3 protein-coding genes are annotated in these 1566 nt (G+C 63.4%); 1 reads left to right on the top strand and 2 read right to left on the bottom strand.

What is annotated here, in order from left to right:
- The coding region (locus ABI213_RS12060; RefSeq protein WP_348027258.1) for a DMT family transporter at positions 1 to 613 on the top strand (613 nt) is incomplete at its 5' end.
- Between the two features lie 10 nt (positions 614 to 623).
- Here ABI213_RS12060 and ABI213_RS12055 read toward each other — a convergent pair.
- Both ABI213_RS12055 and ABI213_RS12050 read right to left on the bottom strand, forming a co-directional pair.
- Entirely contained in the window at positions 624 to 1136 is a 513-nt protein-coding gene (locus tag ABI213_RS12055; protein WP_348007808.1) for a hypothetical protein, read from the bottom strand.
- Positions 1137 to 1243: 107 nt separating this feature from the next.
- Positions 1244 to 1566, bottom strand: a 323-nt coding sequence (locus tag ABI213_RS12050) for a 4-alpha-glucanotransferase (protein WP_348027255.1), incomplete at its 5' end; no start/stop codon positions are given.

Here is a 1566-nt window from a genome sequence, read left to right as displayed (position 1 = left end):
GGTGGCAAATGTGCTGGTCACCATGTCGATTGCCCCGCTGCTCACGGCTTTGCTGGCGCGGTTTGCCATTGGGCACCGGCTGCCGATGCGGACCTGGGTGGCGATTGCGGTGGCCGGGGCGGGCATTGTGGTGATGTACGGCACACAACTGAGTTCTGCGGGTGGCACGGGCCAGCTGGTGGGTACTTTGATTGCACTGTGCGTCCCCCTGGCCAGCGCCGTGAACTGGACCGTGGTGCAACGCAGCCACGCCCAGGGCAAGGAGGTGGACTTGGTGCCTTCGGTATTGGTTGGCGCCGTACTGTCGTCGCTGGTGACCTTGCCGCTGGCCCTGCCGTTGCAGGCGACGCCGCACGACCTGGGCCTGCTGGCCATGCTGGGTTCGGTGCAATTGGCGATTCCGTGCATCCTGTCGGTCTGGTGCGCTCGGGTTCTAAAGGCTCCTGAGGTGTCACTGTTGCAGCTGCTGGAGGTTTTGTTTGGCATCACCCTGGCTTGGCTGGGGGCGAACGAAGCCCCCGGTATGGTGGTGCTGCTGGGCGGCACCCTGGTGCTTGGTGCATTGGTGTCGAACGAAGCGCTCGGGTGGTGGCAGCGCCGGGCGGTGCTTTAGCGGAATTGCTTTAACGCAGCTCGCCGCGCTGGCTTTCTACGCCCTCTAGTTCACGTTCTACCTCGGCGCGCATGGAGCGTACCGCGACCAGGGCCTTTTGGAAGTCGTTCACAGCCTTATCCAGGTTTTCGGGAGTAGGGTCGCCGACATCGCGGTGCGCGGAGACGAACTCTTTCGCCTGGGAGGCGATCTGGCCCGCCAGATGGGCCTGGTTGTCGGCCATTTCCTGGGATTTTTGCATCTCGGCTTCGCCGAAGTTGCGCGAAAACAGCGCCAGCATGCCATAGGCGCGGCTGAGTTCGTTGGCCTGCTGCTGGGCCCGCGTGGCTTCTGCCAGCACCGCGCTGGCCGTGGACACTGCCGCCCGCACTTCAAATTCACGCAGCAACTGCGCCGTAGCGTGGTGGGCTGCCGTAGCCGCGCGGGCGGCACGGTGGGCAATCAGCGCTGCCATGGCGGCCAGCACCATCCCCACAAAGCACAGAACAACCGCCACCACGGCGAAGACTTGGGTAATGGTCATACAACACCTTGTGCAATAAATACAAGCTAAATCGGCTTCCAGCGCAGATTCCACCTGCACGGGCTGCTATAAAAAATACAACAGGGCTGACCATTGTGCCGCAAGTCCTACGGTTTGTTTTTACCTTCGGGGTAGGCGGGCAACGGCAAACGGTCAAAACGGGTGCGGCCGCTGGCGGCGGTGATGCGCGCCAACTTTTCGGTGGCTTCGCCGGTCACCCAGTCCCACTTGAAGCGCCAGGTCCAGCAGCCAATGGTACCGGGGGTGTTCATGCGGTGCTTGCCGTCCAGACCCATCACGTCCTGGAACTGGCACAGCGCATGGTTGGCCACCGACTGGGCGCAGGCGCGCAGCATGGCCCAGTGCACGTCCGAGCCGTCGGTGTGCAGGTATTCGCCTGCGTAGGCGCGTTCGCGGTCGGTGCAGTCGG

The sequence above is a fragment of the Rhodoferax sp. genome, from assembly GCF_039922535.1.
Taxonomy (GTDB): Bacteria; Pseudomonadota; Gammaproteobacteria; order Burkholderiales; family Burkholderiaceae_C; genus Rhodoferax_B.
The sequence above is the reverse complement of the archived record's forward strand: the minus strand, read 5'-3'. Positions and strand labels throughout refer to the sequence as shown.